22 protein-coding genes are annotated in these 25,591 nt (G+C 63.5%); 12 read left to right on the forward strand and 10 right to left on the reverse strand.

Annotated elements, in window-relative coordinates; all coding sequences use genetic code 11:
- Positions 1 to 62: 62 nt before the first annotated feature.
- The 4 genes from DK926_RS19595 to DK926_RS26865 all read left to right on the forward strand — a co-directional run bounded on the left by DK926_RS19595 (position 63) and on the right by DK926_RS26865 (position 6,179).
- Positions 63 to 1,163 carry a recombinase XerD gene (locus DK926_RS19595; RefSeq protein WP_347812649.1) on the forward strand — a complete coding sequence of 367 codons (1,101 nt, stop codon included), beginning with the start codon at positions 63 to 65 and terminating at the stop codon, positions 1,161 to 1,163.
- Positions 1,164 to 1,407: 244 nt separating this feature from the next.
- Positions 1,408 to 2,022 carry an SLATT domain-containing protein gene (locus tag DK926_RS19600; protein WP_243636909.1) on the forward strand — a complete coding sequence of 205 codons (615 nt, stop codon included), beginning with the start codon at positions 1,408 to 1,410 and terminating at the stop codon, positions 2,020 to 2,022.
- Positions 2,019 to 3,320, forward strand: coding sequence for a nucleotidyltransferase (locus DK926_RS19605; RefSeq protein ID WP_114331814.1), 1,302 nt, complete (start codon positions 2,019 to 2,021; stop codon positions 3,318 to 3,320). The genes DK926_RS19600 and DK926_RS19605 overlap by 4 nt, the downstream gene beginning before the upstream one ends.
- Before the next feature lie 1,446 nt (positions 3,321 to 4,766).
- Complete coding sequence (locus tag DK926_RS26865) at positions 4,767 to 6,179, forward strand: ankyrin repeat domain-containing protein (RefSeq protein ID WP_207890868.1); 1,413 nt, start codon at positions 4,767 to 4,769, stop codon at positions 6,177 to 6,179.
- A 951-nt stretch (positions 6,180 to 7,130) separates the two neighbouring features.
- On the opposite strand, the gene DK926_RS19620 is transcribed toward DK926_RS26865, so the two are convergent.
- The 6 genes from DK926_RS19620 to DK926_RS19645 all read right to left on the reverse strand — a co-directional run bounded on the left by DK926_RS19620 (position 7,131) and on the right by DK926_RS19645 (position 11,868).
- Positions 7,131 to 8,372, reverse strand: coding sequence for an Nramp family divalent metal transporter (locus DK926_RS19620; protein WP_114331816.1), 1,242 nt, complete (start codon positions 8,370 to 8,372; stop codon positions 7,131 to 7,133).
- A gap of 100 nt (positions 8,373 to 8,472) precedes the next feature.
- On the reverse strand, positions 8,473 to 9,306 hold the full coding sequence (locus DK926_RS19625; protein WP_114331817.1) for a cytochrome c biogenesis CcdA family protein: 834 nt from the start codon (positions 9,304 to 9,306) through the stop codon (positions 8,473 to 8,475).
- A complete protein-coding gene (locus tag DK926_RS19630; protein WP_114331818.1) occupies positions 9,303 to 9,896 on the reverse strand; it encodes a TlpA disulfide reductase family protein in 594 nt (197 codons plus the stop codon). Before DK926_RS19630 ends, DK926_RS19625 begins: the two co-directional genes overlap by 4 nt.
- Positions 9,897 to 9,925: 29 nt before the next feature.
- Positions 9,926 to 10,543, reverse strand: coding sequence for a TlpA disulfide reductase family protein (locus DK926_RS19635; RefSeq protein WP_114331819.1), 618 nt, complete (start codon positions 10,541 to 10,543; stop codon positions 9,926 to 9,928).
- 55 nt (positions 10,544 to 10,598) lie between these two features.
- Entirely contained in the window at positions 10,599 to 11,225 is a 627-nt protein-coding gene (locus DK926_RS19640; protein ID WP_243636910.1) for a vitamin K epoxide reductase family protein, read from the reverse strand.
- Complete coding sequence (locus DK926_RS19645; RefSeq protein WP_114331821.1) at positions 11,209 to 11,868, reverse strand: thioredoxin domain-containing protein; 660 nt, start codon at positions 11,866 to 11,868, stop codon at positions 11,209 to 11,211. The genes DK926_RS19640 and DK926_RS19645 overlap by 17 nt, the downstream gene beginning before the upstream one ends.
- Before the next feature lie 137 nt (positions 11,869 to 12,005).
- Here DK926_RS19645 and DK926_RS19650 point away from each other — a divergent pair, with 137 nt between their 5' ends.
- Genes DK926_RS19650 through DK926_RS19660 form a run of 3 tightly spaced genes read left to right on the forward strand, consistent with a single transcriptional unit; the run spans position 12,006 to position 14,932 of the window.
- On the forward strand, positions 12,006 to 12,416 hold the full coding sequence (locus DK926_RS19650; RefSeq protein WP_114331866.1) for a metalloregulator ArsR/SmtB family transcription factor: 411 nt from the start codon (positions 12,006 to 12,008) through the stop codon (positions 12,414 to 12,416).
- Positions 12,409 to 14,580, forward strand: coding sequence for a cation-translocating P-type ATPase (locus DK926_RS19655; protein ID WP_114331822.1), 2,172 nt, complete (start codon positions 12,409 to 12,411; stop codon positions 14,578 to 14,580). The genes DK926_RS19650 and DK926_RS19655 overlap by 8 nt, the downstream gene beginning before the upstream one ends.
- A 4-nt stretch (positions 14,581 to 14,584) precedes the next feature.
- On the forward strand, positions 14,585 to 14,932 hold the full coding sequence (locus tag DK926_RS19660; RefSeq protein ID WP_114331823.1) for a DUF3703 domain-containing protein: 348 nt from the start codon (positions 14,585 to 14,587) through the stop codon (positions 14,930 to 14,932).
- 12 nt (positions 14,933 to 14,944) lie between these two features.
- Here the strand turns inward: DK926_RS19660 and ccsB are convergent, their stop codons facing one another.
- The 3 genes from ccsB to lnt all read right to left on the reverse strand — a co-directional run bounded on the left by ccsB (position 14,945) and on the right by lnt (position 19,164).
- Complete coding sequence (gene ccsB / locus DK926_RS19665; protein WP_114331824.1) at positions 14,945 to 15,916, reverse strand: c-type cytochrome biogenesis protein CcsB; 972 nt, start codon at positions 15,914 to 15,916, stop codon at positions 14,945 to 14,947.
- Positions 15,903 to 17,447 (reverse strand): cytochrome c biogenesis protein ResB, encoded by a 1,545-nt coding sequence (locus DK926_RS19670; RefSeq protein WP_114331825.1) that lies wholly within the window; start codon positions 17,445 to 17,447, stop codon positions 15,903 to 15,905. Before DK926_RS19670 ends, ccsB begins: the two co-directional genes overlap by 14 nt.
- Before the next feature lie 109 nt (positions 17,448 to 17,556).
- A complete protein-coding gene (gene lnt, locus DK926_RS19675; protein ID WP_114331826.1) occupies positions 17,557 to 19,164 on the reverse strand; it encodes an apolipoprotein N-acyltransferase in 1,608 nt (535 codons plus the stop codon).
- Positions 19,165 to 19,313: 149 nt separating this feature from the next.
- On the opposite strand from lnt, the gene lspA reads away from it, so the two are divergent.
- Positions 19,314 to 19,835: a signal peptidase II gene (gene lspA / locus DK926_RS19680; RefSeq protein ID WP_114331827.1), complete on the forward strand. Its 522-nt coding sequence runs from the start codon at positions 19,314 to 19,316 to the stop codon at positions 19,833 to 19,835.
- 25 nt (positions 19,836 to 19,860) lie between these two features.
- Here the strand turns inward: lspA and DK926_RS19685 are convergent, their stop codons facing one another.
- Positions 19,861 to 20,790, reverse strand: coding sequence for a cation diffusion facilitator family transporter (locus DK926_RS19685; protein ID WP_114331828.1), 930 nt, complete (start codon positions 20,788 to 20,790; stop codon positions 19,861 to 19,863).
- Positions 20,791 to 20,974: 184 nt separating this feature from the next.
- Here DK926_RS19685 and DK926_RS19690 point away from each other — a divergent pair, with 184 nt between their 5' ends.
- From DK926_RS19690 to DK926_RS19705, 4 genes are all read left to right on the forward strand, one after another.
- Positions 20,975 to 22,996: a cytochrome c oxidase assembly protein gene (locus DK926_RS19690; protein ID WP_114331829.1), complete on the forward strand. Its 2,022-nt coding sequence runs from the start codon at positions 20,975 to 20,977 to the stop codon at positions 22,994 to 22,996.
- A 725-nt stretch (positions 22,997 to 23,721) separates the two neighbouring features.
- On the forward strand, positions 23,722 to 24,219 hold the full coding sequence (locus DK926_RS27095; RefSeq protein WP_243636911.1) for a M23 family metallopeptidase: 498 nt from the start codon (positions 23,722 to 23,724) through the stop codon (positions 24,217 to 24,219).
- A gap of 22 nt (positions 24,220 to 24,241) precedes the next feature.
- Entirely contained in the window at positions 24,242 to 24,595 is a 354-nt protein-coding gene (locus tag DK926_RS19700; protein WP_114331831.1) for a BlaI/MecI/CopY family transcriptional regulator, read from the forward strand.
- Positions 24,592 to 25,554 carry a M56 family metallopeptidase gene (locus DK926_RS19705; RefSeq protein ID WP_114331832.1) on the forward strand — a complete coding sequence of 321 codons (963 nt, stop codon included), beginning with the start codon at positions 24,592 to 24,594 and terminating at the stop codon, positions 25,552 to 25,554. Before DK926_RS19700 ends, DK926_RS19705 begins: the two co-directional genes overlap by 4 nt.
- Positions 25,555 to 25,591: the final 37 nt, after the last annotated feature.

Raw genomic sequence — 25,591 nt, forward strand, 5'->3', positions numbered from 1 at the left:
GCTGCGCCCTTCGTAACGACCTCACCACGCTGGTCCTGCACGATGCGGCAGACCCAGTCGCGATGAGCGCACTGGTCGAGGCCCTTTGCGCAGCGGACCGGCCGGAAAGCGTCCACACCTGGAAACGATCGACGACGGTGCAAGACCTACTGATCGGCCTCTCGGTAGGAGACATCCCCTTGACGCACGAGGGTCTCGACGCCGTCGGCAACGACCGTCAGACCGCACACCTACGCCGAGTGCTCGAGCACCACGAACTGCTGCCACCTCGAGATCGCTATCTCGCGCTGTTCGAAGCCTGGATCGACCACAAGCTCACGGCGATCGAACACACCTCGGTGCTCCGCTACGCCGAACAGTTCGCGACCTGGCACCACCTCAAACGCGTCCGCGGCATCGCCGCCGCCGGTAAGCCCACCCGAGGACCTGTCCACGCCTCCAAGCAGGACATCACCGAAACCATCAAATTCCTCACCTGGCTGCACGACACCCACGGACGTGACGCCACCACCTGCACGCAACAGGACGTCGACCACTGGCTCGCCGAAGGCCCCACCACCCGGCACCTCGTCCGGACGTTCTTCGTGTGGGCCACAGCCGCACGGATCAACCGCACCGTCACCATCGGACATCGACAGCCAGAACCGCCAGCGACGTTCACCCAGGACGAGCGCCTGCACTGGATCCGCGAACTACTCATCGGCACAAGCGAATCCCTTCCCTACCGCGTCGCGGGCGTTCTTCTGCTGCTCTACGCACAACCAATCGCGAAAATCGCAGCGCTACGCGCCGAACATGTCACCCAAGCCGGACACGGGCTGCAGATCGCACTCGGTACCGAGCCTGTGTCTGTGCCGGAGCCGTTCGCTCGACTTCTCCGGCAGCACATCGCAACTCGCACCACCTTGGTTACCGGCACGGACACCGGTTGGCTCTTCCCCAGCAGGTTTACTGGCAGGCATCTTCATCCCGGCACGGTGACCGATCGTCTCCGGGCGCTCGGCATTCCGCTTCTCGGAGCCCGCAGAGCGGCGCTGCGTGAACTCGTCATCCACGTTCCTCCGCCGATCGCTGCGGAGATGCTCGGATACAGCTATTCGATGGTTCATCGGCACGCCGAACTCGCTGCGCAACAATGGAACCGATACCCAGCGCAGCGGTAACGAGCGGTGTAGTAGGAATCAAACTCGCCACGAACAGGCGCTCCTGCACCGCCAACCTGCGGCTGCTAGATGCCCGCTTGTCGGTCAAACAAGTTGGCGACGGCACCAGGATTCCTTCGTGTCGGTGGTCGTGGGCATACTTGGCAATGCCCGCTGCGACGTCGTAAGGCGCCGTACGGCGGCGGCATACATCGGCGGGTACCTACAGGGGATGCACCGGCCCGATGACGAAGATCGGAGAAGCGTGACGGACGAGACAGCGCCTGGCAGTACGGGCCAGACTGGACGGGATCCATACCTGCTTGCTCAGGTGCGAGAAGCATTCGGACGCGTGGTTTACAGTCACAAGACCCGAGAGAAGCAGGCTGACATCTGCTTCACGAAGCACCGGTTGCAGCAGGGGGTCCTTGTCGCCCTTACGGCTATTAGCTCAGGCACCTTCCTGGTTGCAGTGGTCGGCCTTCTCGGAAACCCGGTCCTGGCCAGCCTGACGACGTCGTCCATTGCGCTTCTCGTGACCTGGATGAGCCTCGGCGCGAAAACCTTCAAGTTCGCGGACGAGTCCGACGCCCATCGCGGCGTTGCCACCCAGCTCTGGGATGCCCGTGAGTCCTATATCTCCTTGATCTCCGACCTGATGTCCGGTGGCATCTCCGATGAGCAAGCAAGGACGCGGCGCGACGAGCTCCAGGAGGCAACGAGCGCCGCGTACGCTAATGCGCCGAGGACGACCGCAAAGGCCTACACGCGCGCTCAAGAGGGACTCAAACACAACGAAGAGATGACTTTCACACCCCGGGAGATCGATCTCTTCCTCCCCGAAGCACTTCGCCTCAATCGCGGCGAGGTGCGGCAGTGAAAACATCCGAGGTCTTCGACGGTCTAATTGCGAACCTTAAGGTCGGCGACACGGCGACCACGGTCGGTTCGCGCCGGGACGAGATCACCAAGTCGCTGAACAAGGACTTCCGGTCCAAAGACGGTGACACCGGCCACAAGCTGATGGTGGGCTCCTACGGCCGTCATACCGCCATCAAAGGCGTCTCCGATCTCGACATGATCTACATCCTTCCTCCGAGCATCCGGGGCGACTATGCCAGCGAGTCTGGTCCGCGGAGAGTGTTGGAACGCGTCCGGAACGATCTGAAGGCGCGCTACTCGAACACTGACATCCGCGTCGATCAGTGCGTCGTGCGCGTGCAATTCCAAAGCAACGCCTTCAAGTTCGAGGTCCAGCCGGCGTTCGCGAACGATGACGGCAGTTTCGACTACCCGGACACGGCGACAGAAAGTTGGAAGGTCACCAAGCCTCGTGCCGAAATCGAGGCGACAAGGGAGTGCAACAGTCGCACCTCGACGAACATGCGTCATCTCGCGAGGATGGCCCGAGCATGGAAAAACGCTAACGGCGTAGGCATGGGCGGCCTGCTCATCGACACCCTGGTTCACCGGTTCTTTGCCCAGACGAACGAATACGACTCGGCCGGTACCGGTTCGTTCGACCTGATGGTCCGCGACTTCTTTGGATTCCTCATGGAGGAACCTGACAAGGACTTCTACCTGGCGTTGGGCAGCAACCAACGGGTGAAAGTCAAGGCGAGGTTCCAGCCGAAGGCCAAGAAGGCGTATAACCGCTGCCTCCAGGCAATCGCTGACGAGGGTAAGGCCTCGGCAAACAAAAAGTGGCGAGAGATCTTCGGAACATCAGTGCCACTCGAAAGCGTTGTCAAATCAGCACGCTCTTTCGACAACACCGAAGAGTTCGTCGAGCAGAAGTGCCCGATTGACATCCGATACACGCTCACAATCGACTGCACGGTCACCCAAAACGGCTGGCGTCCAACATCCCTCAGGCAGATGCTTAGAGCCAAGACTCCTTTGCTGCCCAACAAAGGGCTGGACTTCACCATCACTGGGTGCGATGTCCCGGGTCCGTATGACGTCCGTTGGAAGGTACTCAACCAAGGCGACGAAGCCAAACGTCGGAACATGATTCGCGGGCAGATCGTCGAGCCCAACCGCGGGAACGGCAGACACGAAAGCACCTCGTTCCGCGGTAAGCATCTGGTCGAGTGCTATGCCATTCAGGATGGCATTGTCGTTGCACGGGACCGCATCGATGTGCCAATCAGCGCGACAACTGAGGATGCGACCTAGCCGGCACCAAATCGAATGCGAGGATACTCGCGGCAGCCAGCCCCGGCGCCGTTTCTTCCCAGATATTAGTTTCCGCTGTCGCGAACAACTCGGAAGTCGACGCCGAGGTTCTCGCGCCAAAGCCATATCCGCGCAGGGGGCACAGGGCTGATGGATGCGTGGCACGCGACGGCCGGGGCACAGTTCGCGTTGGTCTAGCAATTTGGCCAGTCTTGATATGCAGGGTTACCAGTAAACTGTAGCGAGTCGCAGAAAGTGCGAACTCGAACCCCACCCCGATGGCCGCCTGGCTGAACGCAGTTTTCGAGCCCGCTACGACCTGCACTGATGCAGATTCTAGCTCGGCCGGAGACTCATAGGTTGGTGGCCACGCCGGGCCCGGCGCCGAATCCGGCCCGAGCCGTCGGGCTGCGTGACCTGGCGTGACATGCACAGATTCGCGGATTATGCGAGACTTTCGCACATCATGCGAATGACTGGGGGTCTGTCGATGAGTCGTGGTGAGCTGCCGACTGGCGCGGCGCAGTTGCAGCTGGCCGACGGGGTCGCTGTACTGCGATCAGTCGAGGCAGTGTTCGAGGCAATGGTGACCGGGTGGACGCGGCAACAGTTGGCGCGCAACCTCTCCCCGGGCGCCATCGCGAGTCGAAACTCGGTCCCGCGTAGATGTCGGGCTGAGGCGACACGGACGTGCTTTGGAAGTGGACCGCCACTCAGGCAGACGACTGGGCGGCCGAACTCCGCGGAATCAACGGTGCCGCGCACAGGCAGTCCTGGGTTATCATGGCGCGATCCGACAGTTCATGGCTTATCTGACCGACCCAGCCCTATGGGTGGATTCCCCAGTGCGAAAACCGATTCGGCACATATCCGGTGCAAATCATCTTCGAGTCGAACTCCGCTCGCCACGTTCTTCGAAGCTACACGCGATCCACGCAAACGCGCCTACACAGTCGACGAGCTGCAGGACCCTGTGCGACACCGCGGACGCACGACATCGCTTCGTGCCCTCGTCACCTAGGTACCTCCGCCGCTCGCCGCACAATGCTCGGATACAGTCATTCTGTCGCCCACCGCCATGCCGAGCTGGCAGCGCAGCCTGGAGCCGCTACCCTCCAACCAGAGCAGCTGACAACTCTGGGCAGCGACCGATCCGGGTTGCATCCGACGATGCGAGGCCGAGACCGATCGGAACGCGCATCTTGGCGACCCGACCATCGACCGCCTCGGCTACGGCACCCTCCAATTCACCGGGGGCATGGCCAAGCTCTTGTACACGGGGTCGACTCGCCAATGCACAGCGACAGGAGGGTTACAGTCGGCAGAATAATGCTCCCGAGTGACTCTTCCAGTCACCGGACGTGCCCACGATCAACCGCGTGGAACTACGCTTCGAACGACACCACCCGAATCCAGGGAGTTCCGCGGCGTCAGGACAGGAGTCGGATGAGCTCACAACGAGGCACCGACAGCACCGAACAGCTGGGCGTCAGTCTGAGCGCAGCGCTGGCGGCCGGTACCCGAGAGTCGTTTACCGCCTTGCTGGCCGAGGATATCCGGTGGGGCGGCGAGCGACGCGGCACCGGTCACGAGTGCACCACTCGCAAGCAGGCAGGTGATCATTACGCCGGGCTCCTTGCCAGCGGCATGACATTGAGCATCGCTGATATCGAATCCACCAGTTCATCGACCGTCGAGGACGTGTACACCGCTCGGATGAAGATCGCGGCGCCGGGTAGCGTTGATGTGCCGCCCGAAATGCTCGTCCAGTTGACCATCCGAGAAGGCCTGATCGCCGACATCTCCATCATGGACGAGCCGCCGTCGATCGAAGTCCTCTACTTCGACGGCTGCCCACACCACGAACGGTTCTTGCCGCATCTGCACCAACTGCTCGAGGACAACGCCATCACAGCAACAGTGACGTTCAGCCGCATCGACAACAGCGAACAAGCCCTGGCCCGGCAGTTTCGCGGTTCACCGAGTGTGCGTGTTGAAGGCCGGGACATCGAACCCGACACCTGCCCGCATTCACAGCACGACGCGGAAGCCATTCCACACCAGTACGGAATGCAATGCCGTCTCTACAACACTGCAGACGGCACGTCGGGTATCCCTCCCGACCAGTGGATCCTCGACGCGCTCGTCGACAATCCGATCCACGAAGCCGCCGTAGCCGCGATCCATTTGGGCGAGGTGGAGGCATTGCAGCAGCTTCTGGCTGAGCACGCCGAACTCGCGTCGGTGCACATACCGCGCCGCGAAGGTCGGACATTGCTGCACGTCGCCACCGACTGGCCCGGTCACTTCCCGCGCATCGCCGCAACCATCGAAGCCCTCATCGCGGCCAGAGCCGACCCCGACTGCCGTTTTCCAGGAGACCATCACGAAACACCTCTGCACTGGGCGGCGAGCAGCGATGACGTCGACGCCATCGACGCACTCCTCGATGCGGGTGCAGATATCGATGCCCGAGGCGCAGTCATCGCCGGAGGCACCCCACTCTCGAATGCCACCGCATTCGGACAGTGGAACGCCGCGCGTCGGCTGGTGCAGCGCGGAGCAGTCACCACGTTGTTCGACGCGGCCGCCCTCGGCCTCGATGCGGCGGTCGAGCACCATCTGGGAACCGAAAATCCGACCCTCGAAACCATCACCGGCAGTTTCTGGGGTGCCTGCCACGGAGGCCACGTCGACGCCGCCGCCGTGCTGCTCGATCACGGTGCCGACATCGACTGGGTCGGCTACGACGGACTCACACCCCTCGGCGCAGCACGGCGGTCCGAGGCGCTCGATGTGATTGCATGGCTCGAAGAACACAACGTGGCGGACGTCGACCCACCGATCGAACCTGCTTGATCGGAACAGGTCTTCGACCGAGGAGTGCGGTCAAGTGCTGTTCGTGGGTGCGCGGATAAAGTAACCAGATCATGAACGTCCACGCGGCGCGCTCGGACGTCACGATGGGCAGCTATCCAGCGATCGGACCGAACAGAACGTAATTGACCACCGGTCAGAATCCCGGTTCAGGACCCCGCGTTGCGCGAGCTGCATCGACGAGATCGGCGGCATCTTTGGGCTTCAGGCCAGGGTCTGCTTGCGCAGCGCTTTGACTGCTGCAACTAGGTTCGGCTCGCTTGACACGATGCGCTCGACATCAGTGACCGACACGTCCGGGTCGGGCAGGTCAGCCTTAGATGAGTGACGGCCACGCCACGCTTTGACGAATGTGTGAACGAACCCGACGACGACACATGCCCACACCGCCAGCTGGAACCAATTCCACGGCGCCCCAACAGAAACGGCGACCCCAACGACAGACGGTCCGACCCCACCGGCCAGGCATACCAAGACGATCGCGCTCAGCCAGAGCTCGAACCTGTGGCCTTCGAACCGGCGTTGACTCCTCACGACGCCTCCACCAGCCGATAGTCCTCCTCCGACACTGCCATCAACGGACACTACCGAAACGCGGGAGGAGTTCGTGCATCATCGGAGCCCGCGAGAGCTCGACCGGCAGGTTCCCTCGCTGGCACGAACACTCAAATAAGTCAGATAGCTATAACGGACTAACGGTCTTTCTTTTTTTCAGACCTCTCCTGTTGGTGGAGCTTGTCTACCTATCCTGCCGACCGTAACCACGATCCGCAATATCAAATTGTGCGCCACCTGAATCGACTGCAACACGCACGTATGGCACGCCGCCCCGGCCAATGAATGGCCAGCAATTTGGTGCGCTCGGTCGATCAACGGGATCCAGGCGGGTCTGCACTATCGATGGCAGTGAATGGAGTAAGTCGGTAGCGATGATCAGACCAAGGTCAGGTAGATCAGCGCGATATTGAGCGCGACGATGACGGCTGCGATCAGCCAGGCTGCGCACGTGGTAATTCGGTGATTGACGTTCTCTCCCATCAACTTGCGATCCGATGTGAACCGCACCAAGGGGATCAACGCGAATGGAATTCCGAAGGACAGGACGACTTGTGAGACGACGAGCGCGCGGCTGGGGTCGACGCCTGCAGCGAGAATTGCGAGCGCTGGCAGGAGTGTCACGAGTCGGCGTAGGACGATCGGAATTCGCTTGCGTAGCAAGCCGTCCATGATCATCGCTCCGGCGTACGCCCCCACCGACGTCGATGCCAAACCGGACGCCAACAGGCCTATTGCGAACAGTAGAGCAACGCCCGGCCCGAGCGTCTCTCCGACGGCAGCGTGTGCACCTTCGATCGAATCGACGCCTTCTCTGCCGCCGAGTGTGGACGCCGCCAACAGCAACATCGACATGTTGACGGCGCCGGCCAGCAACATCGCCAATCCGACGTCGACACGGGTGATGCGCAGCAGACGGCGCCGGACCGGTCCGGCCTCGGGGTGGCCGTGGCGGTCTCGGGCGAGACCGGAGTGGAGGTAGACCGCGTGCGGCATGATCGTTGCGCCGAGCATCGCGGCAGCGATCAGAACGCTTTCAGCGCCGTCGAACCGGGGAATCAGGCCTCCCGCGGCCTCGGTTAATGACGGGGGCTCTACGAAGACGCTTGCCAGAAACCCGACAGCGATGACCGCGAGAAGGCCGAGGATGACGAACTCGAACGGCCGTTGACCGCGGCGATCTTGAACCATCAGCAGGATCATCGACACTGCCCCGGTGATCAACCCGCCGAGCAGAAGCGGGAGATCGAACAACAGATACAGGGCAATCGCGCCGCCGACGACCTCCGCGAGATCGGTCGCCATCGCAACGACTTCCGCCTGCCCCCAATAGGCAAGCCGCGTGCTCCTGCGGGACTTCTCGCGAACAACCTCGGGAAGGGTCATTCCGGTGACGATCCCGAGCTTCGCCGACAGGAATTGAACGAGGCCGGCCATCACATTCGCGGCCACGATCACCCAAACCAACAGGTAGCCGAACTGCGCTCCGGCACTGACATTGGACGCGACGTTGCCGGGGTCGACGTACGCGATCGCGGCAACGAACGCCGGGCCCAGTAGCGCGAATCCCGCTCGAAATCTCGACGGCGACCGGGATGCCCGGCGTTGCAGCAAAGTCATGTGATCGCACCCAACGCTGACTGATAATTTCAGAACCCTGAAAATATAGTTCGGTGACCCGAACAATGCAATGGGTGATGTCGATTCCCGCCGCGAGACGTCAGATCGGCAGAACCACCGAGGTGACGAATTCGTTGCGAATCCACGCGACGAACAATCCCCACACGCCGGTCAGCAGCGCCACACCGACGGCGACCATGATCACTCCCCCGGCAACCTTGATTCTCTGCGAATTCCTTCGCAGCCACCCGACGCCCCGCATCGCCGAACTCGACCCGAAGGCCAAGAGGACGAACGGCAACCCGAGACCCAAGCAATACGCGACGATCAGCGTCACTCCGCGAGCTGCGGTCGCACCTTCGGTCCCGGCGGCTACCGACAACACACCAGCGAGCGTGGGACCCAGACATGGCGTCCACCCCAGCGCGAACACACCGCCGAGGAGCGGTGCCCCTGCAAGCGATGTGATGTTTCTGGGCGCGAATCGGGTGTCGCGTTGTAGCGCTGGGATGAATCCGATGAACGCCAAGCCCATCACGATCGTGATGACTCCGCCGACGCGCTGCAGCAGTTCTTCGTTGAGCCGCAAGGTACCGATGACACCGAATATCGACGCTGTGGCGAGTACGAACACGGCGGTGAAGCCGGCGACGAACAACCCTGCCGCACCGGCCACCCGCCACCGGTTCGCCGATGTCGACACAGTCGAGTACCCGTTGACACCACAAGGCAGCTGGCCGGTGGGCTGAGACGATTCGGCCCCTGCGATGCCGGCCAGGTACGACAAATAACCGGGCACCAGCGGAACCACACAAGGGGATGCAAACGAGACCAGGCCTGCAAGCATGCACGCGGCGATGGCCAGCACCAGAGGCCCACTCGACGCGGCATTCTGGAACGCCGATCCGATGTCCTGAGACAATAGCGTCGTCATTCGGCGGCGACCCGTTGAACGACCGGGAGAAGGTCCTCGGTGAGCAGCGCACGCATGAACACTGCTGCAACGCGGTGCTGGCGATCGAGAACCAAGGTCGAGGGGATGACGCTGGTCGGGTAGCTGCCACCCAGTGCGATCAGTGTCCGCATCGAGGGGTCGTAGATCGAGGGGTAGGAGACTTCGTTGTCGACCACGAAGTCTTGGGCCTTGTCCTTCTGCGGATCTCGGACGTTGATTCCGAGGAACTGGACTCCGCTGCTCTGAGTGGCTTCGAACACTTCCTCGAGGTCGTCGGCTTCACCTCGGCACGGGCCGCACCATTGACCCCAGAGATTGACCACGACGACGTCGCCCTCGTAGTCGGACAGTGCGGTGGTCTTGCCTTCGTCCATCAGATCCGGTCCGGTGAGTTCGCCGACGGCTCCGCGGCTTTCGGGAGGGTCGTAGAAGATATCGGTCTGCCCGCCGGGTGCAACGAAGTCGAAACTGCCGCCGGATGCGACCGCATCGGTGCCTGCGGAGCATCCGGAGATCGACACCGCGGCGGCAACGGTGAGCACCGCGCCGACGAGCCGGTTTCCGGTCATTGTCCGTGCCCGGTCCAGGCGGTATTGGTTCATGACGTGGAGTCCTTCACTGCAGTGCGGATCTGATCCGGTGTGTCGAAGACGGTGGGATCGGTGATGCGCTCGACGGCACCGTCCGCGGTGACGATGTAGCTCAGAGGTAGGACAGGCGGGGCCGCTAGCGCGTTCTGGATGGCGCCGGTATCGACGTAGTTGGAGTATCGAATGTTCATCTCTCGCAACACCATCGACGCGGCATCCGGTCGGTCTTCGACATTGATTCCGACGACCCGGATAGCCCCTTCCTCCGAGGCATAGGAGTCGAGTACAGGCATTTCGGTCCGGCACGGCCCGCACCACGACGCCCACAGGTTCAGCAGCACAGTCTCGTTGCCCAACGCGTCGGCGAGGTCGAGATTTGACGCGTCGCCGACGCAGCGCACCATCACCCCGGCGAGCGGCCCCTGCTGTCCTGACGCTGTGGGCGTGGGGCAACTGGATGTGTACTCGGCGTCGGATGGTGGGGAGAATGCCGGTGCACGTTGGGCCGGGGTGACGGTGTCCGGCGTCGTTACCAGGCCGGAATCAGCGCCATCGGTCCGCGGCCACAGCACCGCGATACAGACGAGCACGAGTGCGAGCATTACCAACGACCAACCAGGCTTCACGATGACCTCGAACTGGCCGCGAGGATCCCAGCGAGTGGACGAGAGGGCGGGCGGTTCATAGCAGCGTGGACCAATACGCCCAAAAGCGCTGTGCAATCAAGGTAATCAATGCAAGGAACCACACGGTCACGGGAATGGAGTGATTGCGAATCAGCCAGTCCACCCACCGACGTGGACCCGGCGACCTCACCGCGAGATCGAGGTTCCGCACGGTGACGTACCAGAAGATCGGCACGGTCACCGCCCACACTGCCATGCAGTACGGACACAGCGCGCCGATCTCGTACACACTCTGAACGATTAGCCAATGCACGAAGATCATGGCCGCGGTGATACCGAATTGAGTTGCAGCCCAAAACCATCGGGCGAACACCGCACCCGCCAGCATCGCTGCCCCGATCGACGCGACGACCGCGAACCCGGCGATACCGATCAGGGAGTTGGGGAACCCGAACGCTGCCGCTTGCGGGGTGTCCATCACCGATCCGCAGTTCAGGACTGGATTGATGCTGCAGCTCGGTGAGTAGGTGGGGTCGATCGCGAGAGTGAATTTCTCGATCGTGAGGACGAACGCTGCCACCAGCCCAATCGCACCACCTGCCAGGAGCAACCACGGCAGGCTCCGGCCGAGGGGCCGGGCCGGCTGAATCGGCGGCGCGGCCGGGTCAGCCGAGCGCGGCATCGAGTGCATCGGCGAGGTCTCCGTAGGTTCGGGGTTCGATCTTGTCGCCGTTGAGGAAGAACGTGGGCGTCCCTTGCACGCCGAGCGCGGTGCCGTCCGTGACGTCGGCCTGGATGCGCTCGAGGGTGGCGGGGTCGGTGTAGGCGGCATCGAATGTGGTCATGTCCAGTCCGAGATCGGCCGCGAAGCTGCGGAACAACTCGTCTTTCGGGGTACGTTGCTCGCCCCACTCTGCTTGGGTTTCGTACATCCGTTGGTACATCGCCTCGAACTCGCCTTGCTGCGCGGCTGCTTCGACCGCACGTGCGGCGCGTTCGGCGTTGAAGTGCGAGGCAATGGGAAAGTAGCGGGCCACGAAGGTGACTCTGTCGCCGTACTCTTCCCGCAACTGTTCGATAGCCGGGTAGGCGGACCTGCAGGCCTCGCACTCGAAGTCGAGGAACTCCACGAATGTCACACGGCCATCGGGTGCGGTGTTCAGGCGGTGACTGTTCTCGCGGACCGCGATCGACGCAGGATCGGTGCTGGCCTGTTGCGCCGTTGCTGCATCGGGTGTTCCTGATCTGTCCATCACCAGAAACACCGCCAGCGCGGCGGCGAACACCACGACCAACGCGAGGGACATCTTTAACGTGCGGCTCATTGTTCTACCTTTTCGAGTCGTTGCACTGACGTGTCGATTCGGCTGCCAGCCGACCGAGCACCTGACACACTAACAATCGTTTGAATGTTTACCTGAAGGGGTTTCCTAACGATCTCACGATTGTTAGATTGATGGGTATGTCCACCGAACCACTCGACTCGTGCGACTTGCTGTGCCTGGATCTTCCCCACGCAGAGCACGTTCGAGACACCCTTCCGACCCTCGGCGATATCGAGCCTTTGGCTGATGCTGCGCGGGCATTCGGCGACCCCACCCGTCTGACGGTCGCGCTCGCGCTCGGCACGGGCGGTCAGATGTGCGGTTGCGACATCGCGTGGATCGTGGGCCAGAGCACCAAACTGGTCTCCCACCACCTGCGCAAGCTCAAAGCCGCCAACATCGTGGCCTCCAGCAGGACGGGAAAGCTGGTCATGTATTCGCTCACCGACCGCGGAGCGCACTTGCTCGCGGTGCTGACCGAACCACTGACCCAGAAATCTGAACCAGTGTCCACCTCTGCTGCGACTGCGGGAGTCGGCGATGTCTGACGCATGCTGCGGACCCACTCCACCTGCTTCGGCCGACCGGGCGCCTGAGGACGACCGTCCACCGACTCTCTGGAGGGTCCGTGAACTGCAATTCGCCGCTGTCGCCGCGGTCATCCTCGCCGCATCGTGGGCGATCAGCCGCGCGGGAGCGGATACCGTCGCCACCGCCGGCGAGTTGATCGCCGCCGCCGTCGCCGCCGCGACGTTCGTCCCCTCGACCCTGAATAATCTTCGCCGCCGCCGCATCGGTGTCGGGACATTGATGACCATTGCCCTCGTCGGCGCGATCGCGCTGGGACAGATTCCCGAAGCAGCGATGCTGGCAATCCTGTTCTCCATCGCCGAAGGGCTCGAAGCCCACGCAGTGACGAAAACCCGCCGCGGGTTGCGTGCCCTGCTGTCGCTGGTGCCCCCGACCGTGACGGTGCTGCGCGGCGGAACCGAGACGGTCCTAGCGCCCGACGGCGTCGTCATCGGAGACACGATGGTGATGCGGCCCGGCGAGCGGGCCGCGACCGACGGCATCATCGCCCGCGGTTCCACCAATCTCGATCTGTCCGCGATCACCGGGGAATCTGTTCCCATCGAAGCCAATCCAGGCGACGTGGTGCACGCCGGCGCCATCAACGGCGGCGGAGCGATCGAGGTCGCGGTCACCGCTGCGGCGGCCGACAGTTCACTTGCCCGGATCGTGCACATCGTGGAAGAGGCGCAGGATCGTAAAGGGTCCGGCCAGCGTCTCGCAGACCGCATCGCACGCCCCCTGGTGCCCTCGATCATGATTCTGGCCGTTCTCGTCGCCGGGTTCGGCGCTGTTCTGGGGGATCCGATGTTGTGGCTCGAACGAGCGCTGGTGGTGTTGGTCGCTGCATCGCCGTGCGCCCTGGCGATCTCGGTGCCGCTATCGGTGGTAGCGGCGATCGGAGCTGCCAGCCGCAACGGCGCGTTGGTCAAAGGCGGTGCAGCAGTGGAAGAACTCGGCCGCATCCGGGTCGTCGCGCTGGACAAGACCGGCACACTCACCGCAGGAACACCGCAAGTCGTCGACGTCGTCACTGCAGCCGGTGTCACCCGCGACGACGCGCTGGCCGCGGCCGCCGCACTCGAAGCGCGCAGTGAGCATCCACTGGCTCGCGCCATACTCGCCTGCACACCGACGGTCGTTGCTGCCGACGATGTCACCGCCGTGGCCGGGCATGGATTGACCGGGACCATAGACGGCGTTGCGATCCGGCTCGGAAAACCGAGTTGGTTCGACGACGATACTTTCACCGACGATGTCGCGCGGTTGCAGAGCGCCGGCGCCACCGTCGTTCTCCTCGACCGCGCCGGAATTCTGATCGCGGCGATCGCGGTCCGCGACGAACTCCGCCCCGAAGCAGCAGAGGCAGTTCGCCAACTCACCGCCCTCGGAATCGACACCGCGATGCTCACCGGCGACAACGCTCTCACCGCGCAGGCCTTGGCCGCAGAAGCCGGCATCACCGAAGTCCACGCCGAATTGCTGCCCGAGGACAAAGCCCGCCTGCTTGCCGAGATCGCCTCCGGCCGAAAGATCGCCATGGTCGGTGACGGAGTCAACGACGCACCGGCGTTGGCGACGGCCGACATCGGCATCGCGATGGGAGCCATGGGGACCGACGTCGCCATCGAAACCGCCGACGTCGCCTTGATGGGTGAGGATCTGCGGCATCTGCCCCAGGTGCTCGCCCACGCCCGCCGGGCTCGGCGGATCATGGTCCAGAACATCGGCCTGTCCATCGCCATCATCGCAATACTTGTGCCGCTGGCCGCGACCGGTGTTCTCGGCCTCACCACCGTGGTGATCATCCATGAACTCGCCGAGGTTCTCGTCATAGCCAACGCCATCCGCGCGGCACGTGCGAAACCACTGGACGGGCATACCGCCGCGGCGCCTACACCGCTGTCGGGCACGATCCACGTCTCCGTCGCGCCGCCGCCGCACCTCGACGATGCGTGCTGCGCCCCGCAGGTGAATGCTCGAGAGGCGGGGATCCTGCAGCGGCCGAATCTCCCGATCGCCTCCCCGCCAACGGATTCGTCGAAAGCCTCTGCTGTCGAACTGTCATCGCCATGCTCTCCGGGGTGCGCGTGTTGCACGCCTGATAATGCCTCCAGCGCACTCGAGCACCGAGCAAGGTAAAGACATGACTGCGAACGAGATAGCGCGCACGCTTTATGCCCTCGAAATGAAGGCTGCAGCGACCGCGTCGACGAACACCGATCGATGGCATCACCTCGAACGTGCGCACATACTGTCGCAGCCGTACGCCTGGCTGCACACCAAGAATCATGCCGCGATGCTGACAGTCGCTGTGCGAGAGCATGATCGACGTGAGTCGTGGGGACAATTGATCCGGATCGTGGTGGCAGCACCGGGATCGTGGTCCAAACGGTACCCGGTCGGTAACACCGGGCGGGTCGATGCCGGATTGACCGTGCCGATGCCGATACCCCCCGATCTCGCCGCGGTGGTGCATCCGGGCGGCCGGTGAGTGGCATCGGCATCAGTTGAGTCCTGCGTAGGAGTGAAGTCCGGAGACGACCATGTTGATTATGAACAGGTTGAACAGCATCGCCACGAATCCGACGATGTTGATCCACGCCGCTCGGGTATCGCGCCATCCACTGGTGGCCCGGGCGTGCAGGTACGCGGCGTAGACGATCCAGGTGATGAACGAGACCGTTTCCTTCGGATCCCACCCCCAGAACCGTCCCCAGGCGGCCTCGGCCCAGATCGCGCCGAGAATGACACCCATCCCGAACAGTGGAAACGCGAAAATCGTTGTCTGATAGGCCAGTCGGTCGAGCGCCCGCGCGGTGGGCAACCGTGCGGCGAATCGGCGCATCCTGCTGTCGGCAGGGCCATCGTCGGACAGTCGAATTCGGATCAAGAACAACACGCTCGCGGCACCGGAGATGAGAAATACTCCACTACCGAGCGAGATGATCGACACGTGCACCGGCAGCCAGTACGACTGCAACGCCGGCACCACCGGCGCCGCATTCGCGTACAGCACGGTTCCGGCGACGAACAACAGAATCAGAGTAGGAACGAGAACGAACAGCCACAGCGTGCGCAGGTGCTTCGAGCGCAAGACGACGAGTCCGACCAGAATTCCGGCCGCGCATGTGACGGAGACGAATTCGTACATGTTCCCCCAGGGCGGCCGACCAGTGGCGACGCCGCGCAGCACGATCGATCCGACATGCAGAATCAATGCGATTATCACCAGCCCCAGACCCATGCGCTCGAGTCGTTCGGACGCTGCTCTGCGCGGGGCGGCGACCACCAACCCCGGTGTCGACGATGTCGCGGCGGTGACCAACTCCCTCGTTGCGGCCTCGCTGTCGCGAGTCACCGCCGTCCGGGTGGTCGCGAGCTGCGCGATGAACAGGATGGCGGCGAGGAGGTAGACCACGAACGCGGTCTCGAAGGAGACATCGCTCCAGCGGGCGAGAGTGTCATCGATGGGCATCGAGCGGCTCCGTTTCTCTGTCGGTGGTCGTATGCCGGTTGTCGGCCATCAGAATTCGCGCATGCAACGTGTCGAATTCGGGTCCCCAGCCGGCGTGGTCGGTCCGCGCAAGACCGCCCATCTCGACGGCAGATGTCCGCTCGCCCGCAGATCGCACGCGGAAGAAGACTCGGCGGCGCTTGATCACCAGCGAGATCAGTAAGCCGGTCATCATCGTGACGGCGAAGACGAGCACCCAAGGCTGTGCGGGGTCGTATCCGACCTGAAGGTTCGCGAATTCCTTGGCGCCGTCGAATCGAACATTGGTGCCATCGCTGAGTGTTGTCGATTCACCGGGCCGCAAGTTGACGCGGTCCTGCTTGACCAGCCGGCCCTGATTGATCATCTCCTTGTTCAACGAGAAGATCGATTGGGGGAACCCGGTGTCCAGGCCTGTGTCGCCCTTGTAGATGTCGACCGCGACTGCAGGGTCGAACAGTTCGGGGAACCGTGACGAGAGCAGGGTTCCGTTGAACTGGGCGGTGGGCGCGAAGAGTCCTTCGATGGCGATCTGTCCCCGCCGTCGTTCATCGGCCGTGGCATACGTGCCACCGGGTGGGTCGATGCGCAACGCCCCGCTGCTGAGGAAGGTGGTGGCGTCGTCGGGCCGGAATTGTAGGGCCTCCGTGCGGCTCTGCCCGTCGGGGAACGTGACCGTGAATTCGGGCGCGTATCCATGGCCGGTGAGGTAGACGCGTTCGTTGCCCAGTCGCAGGGGCTCGTTGACCTTGAGTTCGAAGTCTCTCCAGGTGTCGGTGGCGATGTCGTCGGCAGACTGATAGGAGATGTTCGAGGTGAACATCGATGCTTGTCCGTTGTCGAGGTAGTCGGCTGTGAAGTCCTTGACCCGGATGCAGAACGGCTCGAGACCGGTTCCGTCTGTGCTGTTTCCGGTTCGGAAGGAGTCGTACACCGCAGGAGAGGTGTTGCAGAAGCCTGGGCCGTTGTCGGCGATGACGATGACCGAACCTTCGTAACCGACGAGCTTTCCGATGGCGATGGCTGCGAGGAGTCCGATGAGCGAGAAGTGAAAGAGCAGATTCCCCGCCTCCCGGGCGTACCCCTTCTCTGCGGACAGCGTGACGATTCCGTCGGGTTCGGACCGAACGGCCGTTCTCCAGCCTTTCAAGTGGGTCCGGATGCCGGCGACGACGTCCGGTGGTCCGCCGGCAAGGTCGCCGGCCTGATACAGCGGAAGCCTGGCCAGATTCCGTGGAGCTCGAACCGGTTGTGCACGAAGCGCTTTCGCGTGTTCGAACATCCGTGGCGTGAGGCACCCGATGAGTGAGACGAACAGTAGAACGTAGATGGCGGTGAACCAGAAGCTGCCGAACACGTCGAACAGTTCCACGGTGTCCATCAGCGGTCCGAGGACCGGCCGTGCGGCGATATAGGAGTCGACGGCTTGCGTGTTGAGATTGCGCTGCGGCAGTAAGGCCCCCGGGATTGCGGCGAGCGCAAGCAGGAACAGCAGAACCAAGGCTGTGTGCATCGAGGTCAGTTGTCGCCAACGATTACGAAGCAGAGCAACGACTGCGCGAGAGCGTCGCTGTCGGGGCGGGCCCGAGCCTTCGTCCACTGTCACACCTTCCGATGCCATCTCAACTACTACGCTGCATAGTAGTTGATCTGCGGATCGGAGCTGGAGTCGGTGTCCTTCGTAGCGAATAGCCGAGCGCAAGAAAAGCACTCGCGGCCGCGATCCACTGCGGGAGGTCCCCGGCGACAGTGGCGGGGGTGAGCCCCGTACCGAGAGCGACCGATGTGACCACTGCCGCCGAGGTGAACAGTTCCGTCTCGCCCGAGATCGACCCACGCGCGTCGATGACGGCGCTGACGCCGCTGGTGGCCGCGACGACGACGGCGCGGCCGTGTTCGACGGCACGCACCCGTGACATCGCGAGCTGTTGATAGGTCATGTTGGTGCGGCCGAACGTGGCGTTGTTGGTGGGCACCGCGATCAGGCTTGCTCCGGCGCGAACGGACTCGGTGAGCAGTGGATCGAAGGCGACCTCGTAGCAGGTCGCGACGGCGAGCCGGACACCGGCGAGGTCGACGACACCGTTGCCGTCACCGGGGATGAAGTTTCCCGCCTGGGCGGCGAACGGAGCGAGAGCAGTGACAAGGGGGCGTAGCGGCAGATACTCCCCGAATGGTACGAGCTGGCGTTTGTCGTGCTCCTGCCCGGACCCGGTCGCCGGGTCCCATACGATGGACGTATTCCGGGACGTGCCGTCGTCCTGCTGCAGTACCGCCCCGACGAGGATCGGAACCCCGATCGCCTGTGCTGCCTCATCGATCCGTTGCGCTGCGTCGAGATTACGTAGCGGATCGATATCGGAGGAATTTTCCGGCCAGATGACCAGATCCGGTTGGTCCACCCGGCCGGACCGAACCTCGGCGGCGAGCTCGATCGTGCGCTGTACGTGATTGTCGAGCACAGCCCGCCGTTGGCTGTTGAAATCGAGACCCGACCGGGGCACGTTGCCCTGGATCGAGGCGACTGTGATCCGCTCGTGCGCGGCTGGAGCGAAGTACGGTGCCGCTACGGTCGCCGCCCCGACGGCGACGGCCGATCCCAGGTGCGCCGCACGCCGACCGCGACCGGAGACGACGAACAAGGCCATCGCGCTGCCCATCATGACGACGACGAAGGACAGACCAGGAGCACCGACCAGTGAGGCGAGGGGAAGAAGGGGGCCATCTGCTTGACCGAATGCGATTCTTCCCCAGGGGAATCCGCCGAACGGAATGCGAGATCGAATGGCCTCCATGGCAACCCATGCACATGCGATCCAGACGAATCCGAAACGCAAGCGGGACAACCGATCCACCGTCGCCCCGAAGATTGCCACGAACAGCGCCTGGATGGTGGCCAGTGCCAACCACGGCGCTTCGCCGACGTACTCCCCCACCCACGGGAGCAGGGGTAGGAACAGTGCTAGGCCCATGATCATGCCGTAGCACGCGCCCGCGCGGGCGGATTGTCCACGCACGGCCGCCACGAACATCGCGATTGCCACTGGGGCGAGAATCCACACTCCGATCGGAGGGAAGCTGGCGTACAACCCCAACCCCGCCGAGGTGGCTGCGGCAAGCCGGATCCCGATACCGAATCCGCGCCTGGAATGTTCGCGACGAGGCGGCTCCGGATCGTGGTCACCGCACGGTGATGGTCCGATCGGTCCCGCATCGGGTGTAACCGTCATCAACGCTTCCTGACATCATCGTTCGCCGCGGAAGCCCCACCGTACATGAACTACTATGACGCATAGTATTTGACGTGTCCTGGTGCCAGCGGCAACGGCAATGTCGACATCAGTCGAATCTCTCTGATGCACAACCGAAACGAGGGCCGATGAAACATCACTCCGCCGCGCGGCTACGCCTGTCGGCCGCGGCACTCGTCGCTATCTTGGTGGTGCTCTCCCTCGGTGCGGGCTCGTGGGCCCGGCGGATCCTTCCCGGCACTCCGGCCGAACTGGGACCACTGCAGCTGCGGCTGACGTTCAACAGCGGGGTGGCCTTCGGATTGGGCAACGCCTTGCCGCTCTGGGTCGTTGCTGCCGTGACCGGTTCGATCACGGCAGGGCTGGCGGTGTACGCCTGGCGCGCCGCCCGGGAGGCCGGACCGGTGACGATGATTGCGCTCGGTTCGATCCTGGCCGGTGCCGTGTCCAATGTGATCGACCGTCTCGTCAACGGAGCGGTCACGGACTACTTTCATACCGGCTGGTGGCCGACGTTCAACCTGCCCGATGTCTACATCACCTGCGGTGTTGCGGCCTTGATCGTGACATCGCTGCTCACACACCCTCGTGCCGGGCCCGAACCCGAGCCCCGTTCCGGCGAGTCGGCAGCTCCCGGCGGCGGCGAATGAACCGGCGTCGCCGGGGAGCTGCCGACTACCAGTTCATCTCCCGGCAGCGGCCTTCCCCGTCGGCGGGCTCCACTTGCAAGGTCGCGTGCTCGAGTCCGTAGTCCTCGCCCAGAATTCGCTGCGCCGTAGCGAGCACGCTCGGCGATTGCGCACCAGGGGTGATGGTCAGATGCGCCGATGCGACCTCCATTCCGGACGTCAGTGTCCAGATGTGGAGATCGTGCACCTCGTCGACACCGTCGACGCCGCTCAGCGCGTTCTCCACTGCAGTGACATCGATGCCGGCAGGGGCGTGTTGTAGAAGTATGCGCACCGCGTGGCGGCCCAGACTGAATGCACGAGGCAGGACGAACAACCCGATCGCGACGGCGATCACGGGGTCCGCGTACCGCCAGCCGAACACCACGGTCACCAGGCCACTGATCAGCACTCCGATCGAGCCGAGCATGTCGGCCATGACCTCGAGATAGGCGCCCCGAACGTTGAGGCTTTCCTGCGCGCCGCTGCGCAGCAGCATGAACGCGATGACGTTCATCGCAAGACCGAGCACCGCGACGATCATCACCGGCACACCAGGGACCTCGGGCGGGTCCGAAATACGCTGTGCGGCTTCGAAGAGAATCCAACCCGCCACACCGAACAGAAGCAGGGCGTTGAACAGTGCTGCGAACACCTCGGCTCGGTACAGGCCGAATGTGCGATCGGAACGGGTTGTTCTCCGTTGTGCGAGCTTGATCGCCACGATTGCCATCAAAATTCCGAACACATCGGTGAACACATGCGCGGAGTCCGACAGCAACGCCAACGAGGACGTGTACAAGCCCACCACGACCTGCGTCACGAGAGTGACCGCCCCCAGGCCGACTGCAATCCACAATCGTCCTAGATGTCTGCCGGAGGCGCTCGCCGCCGAGTTCGCGTCGATACCGTGGCCGTGCCCATGTCCGTGCCCCATGATCGCCCCTTTCGGATCTGTTCGACTCAACATATTGCGATATGCGCATATATGCAACTAACCGTGTGCGCAATACTTTCCGAACCGCCCGGTCGTGTCAACTATGCTGCGTAGTATTTCCCGGTGGGTCAACCGAGCAGGCGCACCCGCCTGCGTCACCGCCCGACCATGAGAGGTCCCCTACATGTCCACCGATGCCCAGGAGCGCCGCGGTGCTGTGAATCGACGCACCGGAGCCCAGGTGCTCCTGTTGTGCGCTGCTATCGCCGGGATCGTCGCGGCACTACTCGCGGCACTGTCGACCTCGCAGGCCTTGGTTCTGTTGGGAATCCCCGATCCCGGGGCCTTGACGACGTTCGGGATTCCGGCGCTGACGGCACTCGGGGAAACATCGGCCGTTGTGGCAGTGGGATCCTTGCTGCTGGCGGCGTTTCTCGTTCCGCCGCAGGGATCTGGAGTGCTCGACATCGACGGCTACGTCGCCGTGCGCACTGCAGCGAAAGCCTCCGCGGTGTGGGCGGTCTGCGCGGCGCTTCTGGTTCCGTTGACACTCTCGGATGCCTCCGGTCAGCCGGTAGGGGCGATCGCCGGCGAGCCGCTGCAGTTTCTGCGTGCCATCGGCGACGTCGATGTCGCGACCGCTTGGATGTTCACCTCCTTGATCGGGGCAGCAACCGCGACCGGATGCGCGATAGCGTTGCGGCACAAATGGACTCCAGCTCTGCTCGCCATGTCGTTGTTCGCGCTGATGCCCCGAGCTGTGAGCGGCCATTCTTCGACCGGCGGTAATCACGACATCGCCACCAACTCGTTGATCCTGCACATTCTCGCGGCAGCTCTATGGGCGGGTGGACTACTCGCGCTACTGGGGCACGCTTTGCGCGGCGGAGGGCACCTCGCACTCGCCACTCGCCGCTACTCCACGATCGCACTGATCGCGTTCGTGACCATGGCCGCATCCGGAGTGATCAACGCCGCCGTCCGGGTGCCGCTGGACTCGCTGTGGGAGTCCACCTACGGAATCCTGGTACTCGCCAAGGTTGCCGCCCTGACCGTCGTGGGCGTCCTGGGGTGGCGTCAACGCCGAAACACGGTCGGCGCACTCGCCCTCGACCCAGCCAACCGAAAGCCCCTCATCACCTTGTCTCTGATCGAGGCGCTCGTGTTGGTCACCACGATCGGCCTCGCTGTCGCTCTGGGGCGCACTCCCCCGCCCGCCCCTGAGTCGACCGAACTACCCCAAGCCCATGAGGAAGCACTCGGATTCGTGCTCGACGGCCCGCCCACCGCAGCACGCCTGGCTTTCGAATGGCGATTCGATCTACTGTTCGGCTCGGCCGCAATCCTGCTGGCAACGCTGTACCTGATCGCACTCCGTCGCCGCCGCGCAGCAGGGCTGACATGGCGACGACGATGGACCGCCAGCTGGCTCGCGGGGACCGCGGTGCTGTTGATCGCCACATCGTCCGGCGTCGGCCTCTACAGTCCGGCGATGTTCAGCGTGCACATGGCCGGACTGACCGCAGTGGCGATCGCGACACCGCTGCTACTGGTGATCGGGCGCCCGATCACGCTGGTGGCATCGATCCTGCCGGCAGCATCACCCGACGCTGCTCCCGGACTTCGACGATGGCTGTCAGCAGCGTTCCACAGTCGAACGACCGCGTTATTGCTCAATCCATGGATCGGTGCAGCGATGCTACTGGGGAGCTTCTATCTGCTGTATTCGGGCGGAGTGTTCGATTTCGTCGCTGATTCACATGTGGCACACGCAGCGATGAAAGCGTGGTTCCTGATCGTGGGCCTAATGTTCTTCTGGGGCACCATCGGGCTCGATCCCACGCCCCGGCCGATCTCCGGGCTGTCCAAGCTGTTGTCCAGCATCCTCGCCTTGGCAGGCTTCGCGTTCTTCCTGGTCTCGCTCATCGACATCGAGACAGCGCTGGGCGGCACCTTCTACAGCGGTCTACGACTGGACTGGAACTCCGATCTACTCGCCGATCAACGACTCGCGGGCAACCTTGCATGGGGCATCGGCGAACTCCCTCTGTTGGCTGCCGCCGTCCTCGCGGCGGTGCGCTGGTCCGCAGCTGACGAGAACGCAGCACGGCGGCGAGACCAAGCCATCGACGACGCCGGTGACGACGAACTCGACGCCTACAACTCGATGCTGGACGACCTTTCGTCTCGACCGGGTAACGGCTGACTCGCGCGGACCCTCCACTGCTACGTCTCTCCACGACCGCGAAACATGGCGTCTGAACAGCGCCGATTCCCCCGTCGCGAGATCCTTGATGAAAAACTATGCCGAATAGTAGTAGCCTGTCCATTGATCGTCACCAATTCGTTATATCTCGCGGGCTTACGAGTCGCGAGAGCAACCGAGGACTTGATCTTTTGGCCCGACACCGCAAAACCGACATCATCGACGACGACGAGCACTCGCTCGCTGTCCACCGGTGGACTCAGTCCGCCGAACCGCACAATGTCGCGCTGCCTTCTGCTCAGTTCGTCCCATCCCGGTTCGTATCCCCGGTCGCCCCCTCGCAGACGGTTACACCAGTCGAGGTCGCGCTCGAACGATGCGATGCGTGGGTCGACGAGCAGGATGGGGACCCGCCCAGGGCCGGAAACGGCTATCCGGAGTCTCGACGAGCGCCAGCAGCCGGGCACCGCCGCATCGAGGGGCACGGCCGCGCTGAGGGGCATGGCCGAGTGCGCCGAAACGGTGCCCATCGGCGCCGAGTCCCCAAGCCAGGAGGACGCGCCGTCGCTGCATCCGTAGCGGTCGGTGCGTTCCTGTCCGCGGCCGCCAGCTCGCAGAACGCATCGACCGAGCATGTGGCCCTGAGCGCATCGAGCACAGACCAACCGTCCGCCGGCCTGCCCCAGGCCAGTGCCCCAGTGGTGGAACCGGCCCAGATCTTGCAGGTGCCCGATCTCGACGTCGGCAAGCTTGCCCAGCAACTCACAGAGCAACTGGCCGAAGGCAGGGCGAGAGAGATCGAGCGGGCGGCACGCGACGCCGAGGCGCGCCGCCCACTGACCTTGGTTCCGGTGTCGGGGACCCTGACGTCGAACTACGGGGCGCGATGGGGCACGACCCACTACGGTCTCGACATCGCCAATACGATCGGCACCCCGATCGTGTCGGTGACAGACGGTGAAGTCATCGAGTCGGGACCGGCGCAGGGGTTCGGATTGTGGATCCGAGTCAGACAGGACGACGGCACCATCGGCGTCTACGGTCATATCAATGAAACCCTGGTCACCGCCGGTCAACGTGTGAAAGCGGGCGACCTGATTGCTACGGTAGGAAACCGCGGTCAATCCACCGGCCCACATCTGCACTACGAGGTGTGGCAGGCCGACGGGGCCAAATCGGACCCGAAGGCGTGGCTTTCGGCCCGTGGTGTCGATGTCACCTGATGACGAAAAGAGAAATCCAGCGATGAAGAGGCTCGGCGACCTCGAAGCGGAAGTGATGAACGTGTTGTGGGCGTGCACCGAGCCGCAGTCGGTCCACAATCTGCTCGCGCACATGGCCGATCGACAGTTCGCGTACACGACCATCTTGACTGTGGTGACCCATCTCCACGAGAAGGGATGGGTCGAGCGCACCAAGGTCTCGCGCGCCTATATGTACTCACCCGCGCAGACACGTGCGGAAGCCACCTCACAGGCATTGCGCGAGATCCTCGACACCAGCCACGACTCCGCCGCAGTGCTGATGCATTTCGCCAAGACGGTCACCGACGACGAACTCCAAGCCCTGCGCGGTAGCCTCCCGGACACCGACCGATGATCGTCGCGCTGGCGTTGCTGCTCGCGGCCGTGCTGTCCGCTCTCACCGGGCCACGATGGCTCGGATCACTCACTCGGACCGTTTCTCCGGTGCTTGCACTGTCTGCGTGGATCGGAACCGTAGCAGGGGTGTTCTTTCTGCTCGGTTCGGCGGTTGTGGTGCTGATATGGCCCGACCACGCTCCCGCAGAAGGTTTTGTCGAACTCGCTGTTCGGTGCCTGGGCTCACTGCAACATGCCGTTCAACCCTGGGTGGGAGAAACCGCCGCCCTCGCCGCCGCAGCAGTGTTCGTCAGTGCAACCGTACGGTTGACGCGTCTAGCCCGCAGGCAGATCAGAACCCGGTCACAGGTGCGCAACCAACACCTGGACGTCCTGGCGATAGTGGCCCGTCGGGAGACCGGTCCGGATCCTGTGATGTGGCTCGATCATCCTTTGCCCCTGGCGTACAGCATCGACGGACGACCCGGATACATCGTGGCCACCGCCGGATTGGCCGAGCGTCTCGACTCCGAACAGCAACGGGCAGTCCTACTGCACGAGCGCGCGCACCTGCGGGGACGACACCACCGCATCGTCACGATCTGCGAAATCCTGGCCGCAGCATTCCCGCGCGTTCCACTGTTCGCCGCCGCACCGTCGGCGGTGCGCATGCTCGTCGAACTCGCCGCCGACCGCGCTGCAGCCGAAGGAACCAGCCCTGAGGCGGTGAGCGCGGCCCTGTCTAGGGTCTGCGGATCCGGCTCCGACTCCCCACGACCCGACTGGGCACTGGGTGTCTTCAGTGAATCGACCTCCGAACGACTGCGGCAGTTGGAGGGGGCGTCGGCGCCTGGAGCTCGGCAACGCGCCGGCGCCTTCACGGCGATCGCGACGCTTCCGTTGCTCGCACCCGCGGCCTTGTCCGTGGTTGCACTCAGCGCCGTATCCGCGCTGGCGTGCATCACATTTCAGACCTGACCCCTAAATACTATGCTGCATAGTATTTAGGTTACTC

The organism is Rhodococcus sp. Eu-32 (assembly GCF_003336925.1).
Taxonomy (GTDB): Bacteria; Actinomycetota; Actinomycetes; order Mycobacteriales; family Mycobacteriaceae; genus Rhodococcoides; species Rhodococcoides kyotonensis_B.